The sequence below is a fragment of the Streptomyces sp. N35 genome, assembly GCF_016464295.1.
Lineage (GTDB): Bacteria > Actinomycetota > Actinomycetes > Streptomycetales > Streptomycetaceae > Streptomyces.
In genome coordinates this window covers 29569-32495 of the sequence record NZ_JAEIMH010000055.1, presented here as the reverse complement: position 1 = coordinate 32495, position 2927 = coordinate 29569, and the positions used below count along the sequence as shown (strand labels likewise).

The 2927-nt window shown below is 69.0% G+C and carries 2 protein-coding genes; both read left to right on the top strand.

The window, feature by feature from the left end; all coding sequences use genetic code 11:
* Positions 1-305 precede the first annotated feature (305 nt).
* Positions 306-1859 (top strand): RNA polymerase sigma factor, encoded by a 1554-nt coding sequence (locus JAO81_RS27185; protein WP_199550576.1) that lies wholly within the window; start codon positions 306-308, stop codon positions 1857-1859.
* Between the two features lie 158 nt (positions 1860-2017).
* The gene (locus tag JAO81_RS27180; RefSeq protein ID WP_199550575.1) at positions 2018-2860 is read left to right on the top strand and encodes a trypsin-like serine protease; all 843 of its coding nucleotides are present in this window, start codon (positions 2018-2020) and stop codon (positions 2858-2860) included.
* Positions 2861-2927: the final 67 nt, after the last annotated feature.

Below are 2927 nucleotides of genomic sequence, written 5' to 3'. Positions count from 1 at the left end.
CCGGACCCGGGCCGGTTCGTACCGGGTCCGGCGACTGCTTGCGTGGGCGTATGTCTGCTTCTGAGGGTTATCACCGGTTACGCGGTGTGACTCGGGCCACGAACATTGGGCGTAACGCTCTTCGCGGCAGCGCGATGACCTAAGAGGTGACTGCCGAGGAAGGAATACAGCAGCCGGTTGTGGCGCTGTGTGAGCTCCGCGGATCGCCCGCCTCGCCGTCGACCCATCCCCAGTCGGCGGACGTCGGCTCCGGTTCCACAGTGGACGGAGTCGGAAGCCGTTTCCATCGTTCCGAGAGGTTGTTCGTGTCGGCCAGCACATCCCGTACGCTCCCGCCCGAGATCGCCGAGTCCGCATCTGTGATGGCGCTCATCGAGCGGGGAAAGGCTGAGGGGCAGATCGCCGGCGATGACGTGCGTCGTGCCTTCGAAGCTGACCAGATTCCGGCCACTCAGTGGAAGAACGTTCTGCGCAGCCTCAACCAGATCCTCGAGGAAGAGGGTGTGACGCTGATGGTCAGTGCCGCGGAGTCGCCGAAGCGCACCCGTAAGAGCGTCGCAGCGAAGAGTCCGGCCAAGCGCACCGCTACCAAGACCGTCGCCGCCAAGGCCCCGGCCAAGAAGGTCGCCTCGTCGACCTCTGCCGCGGCCGCCGCCCCGGCCGCCGAGGTCGAGGCCTCGGTCGAGGACGAGTCCTCGGCCCCTGCCAAGAAGGCCGCGGCCAAGAAGACGGCCGCGAAGAAGACCGCCGCCAAGAAGACGGCGGCCAAGAAGACCACCGCGAAGAAGACCGGGTCCAAGAAGGACGAGGACCTCGACGGCGATGAGCCGACCGAGGAGACCCCCGCGGGCAAGGACGACGACGAGGAGGAAGAGGGCGGCGAGTCCAAGGGCTTCGTCCTCTCCGACGACGAGGAAGACGCTCCTGCCCAGCAGGTCGTCGTCGCCGGCGCCACCGCCGACCCGGTCAAGGACTACCTCAAGCAGATCGGCAAGGTCCCGCTCCTCAACGCCGAGCAGGAGGTCGAGCTCGCCAAGCGCATCGAGGCCGGCCTGTTCGCCGAGGACAAGCTGGCGAACGCCGACAAGCTCGCGCCGAAGCTCAAGCGCGAGCTGGAGATCATCGCCGAGGACGGCCGCCGCGCCAAGAACCACCTCCTGGAGGCCAACCTCCGTCTGGTGGTCTCCCTGGCCAAGCGCTACACCGGCCGCGGCATGCTCTTCCTGGACCTGATCCAGGAGGGCAACCTCGGTCTGATCCGCGCGGTCGAGAAGTTCGACTACACCAAGGGCTACAAGTTCTCCACGTACGCCACCTGGTGGATCCGTCAGGCGATCACCCGCGCCATGGCCGACCAGGCCCGCACCATCCGTATCCCGGTGCACATGGTCGAGGTCATCAACAAGCTCGCGCGCGTCCAGCGCCAGATGCTCCAGGACCTGGGCCGTGAGCCCACCCCGGAGGAGCTGGCCAAGGAGCTCGACATGACCCCCGAGAAGGTCATCGAGGTCCAGAAGTACGGTCGCGAGCCGATCTCCCTCCACACCCCCCTGGGTGAGGACGGCGACAGCGAGTTCGGTGACCTGATCGAGGACTCCGAGGCGGTCGTTCCGGCCGACGCGGTGTCCTTCACGCTCCTCCAGGAGCAGCTGCACTCCGTCCTCGACACGCTCTCCGAGCGTGAGGCGGGCGTGGTCTCGATGCGCTTCGGTCTCACCGACGGTCAGCCGAAGACCCTCGACGAGATCGGCAAGGTCTACGGCGTGACGCGTGAGCGCATCCGTCAGATCGAGTCGAAGACCATGTCGAAGCTGCGCCACCCGTCGCGTTCGCAGGTCCTGCGCGACTACCTCGACTGAGTCTTTCCGAGGCCGTACGCACACGAGCCCGGCACTCCCGCACCGCGGGGGCTGCCGGGCTCGCTGCTTGCCGGGGAAAGGTCCCGGCCCAGGTCGCGCCCCTGGTCGCACTGAATGACGCTGAGCGTACCCATGACCACGCAGAGTCAGGAGTGCGCATGCGTCGACCTCTGAGCAGGCGGCTTTCGACCGCTGCCGCCCTGGTGGCCGCGGCCGTCGTCACGCCGCTGGCCGCCCCGGTTCCGGCGGCGGCGGACGGCGTCGTGATCGGCGGCAGCCCCGTGCAGGTGTCCGACAGTCCCTGGGCCGTGGCGCTCGCGAGCCGTGACCGGTTCGGAGGTACGCGTGCCGGGCAGTTCTGCGGCGGCGCCGTGGTCTCGCCGACCACCGTGCTCACCGCCGCGCACTGCCTCAGCCTCGAAGTGCTCGGCGCCCCGCTGGAGACCGTGGACGATCTGCACATCATCGCCGGGCGCAATGATCTGCGGGCGGCGGGCGGCCGTGAGGTGGCGGTGCGCAGCGTCTGGGTCAACGAGGAGTACGACTCCTTCACCAACGCCGGCGACCTCGCCATCCTCACCCTCGACAAGCCGCTGCCCGAGGACCACGTCATCCCCATGGCACCCGTCGGCGACCGCGCCTACGAGGCGGGCACGCGCGCCCAGGTCTACGGCTGGGGCGACACCACCGGCCAGGGCGACTATGCGCGCTCCCTGCGGGCCGCCAAGGTGCAGATCCTCGCGGACACGGCCTGTGAGGCCGCGTATCCGGGGAATGCCGACGGCACGTATCTGCGCGGCGTGATGCTCTGCGCGGGCGAGCTGGAGGGCGGCAAGGACGCCTGCCAGGGGGACAGCGGGGGCCCGCTGGTGGCCCGAGGTCGCCTGGTCGGTCTGGTGTCCTGGGGGAGCGGCTGCGGGCAGGCAGGCAGCCCCGGCGTCTATACGCGGATCAGCGAGCTGCTCGCACGGTTGACGCCGACGGCCGCGAAGGAGTCGTAGGCGGCCGCAGACCCGTACGGAAACGGGCAAAGCGACGGGCGGGCAATCCCTGTGGGGACTGCCCGCC

Coding starts and splice junctions, on each gene's coding strand:
- JAO81_RS27180 (WP_199550575.1), top strand. CDS start 2,018: ATGCGTCGACCTCTGAGCAGGCGGCTTTCGACCGCTGCCGCCCTGGTG.